This is a genomic window from Mesorhizobium sp. GbtcB19 (genome assembly GCF_019091085.1).
GTDB lineage: Bacteria > Pseudomonadota > Alphaproteobacteria > Rhizobiales > Rhizobiaceae > Mesorhizobium.
Genome location: NZ_JAGXJY010000393.1, coordinates 1 through 246, shown reverse-complemented (window position 1 = coordinate 246; position 246 = coordinate 1). Strand labels below are relative to the sequence as shown.

The following is a 246-nucleotide window of genomic DNA, read 5'->3' as shown; positions in this document are numbered from 1 at the left end:
AATTAGGAAGAGAAGACTTGTTTTTATTTCTGATTTCTCATGGGGCACGTCATGGCTGGTCTCGATTGCGTTGGTTATTAGATATAAATCAAATGGTCAAGCAAGGACTTGATTGGAAAGAAGTTTACAAGTTATTCACAACATATCAATGTGGGCATGTAGGAGGCCAGGCACTAATTCTAGCTACTGAGCTTTTAAATGCAACACTCTCTGAAGAAATGAAAGTATTGACAGATCAAAGACGCT

Annotated in this window: 1 protein-coding gene; it reads left to right on the top strand. The window is 38.2% G+C overall.

The annotated features are described in order from the left end of the window. Positions 1-17 precede the first annotated feature (17 nt). Positions 18-246 (top strand): nucleotidyltransferase family protein (locus KVT37_RS34120; protein ID WP_254634405.1); only part of this gene is annotated, 229 nt, incomplete at its 3' end.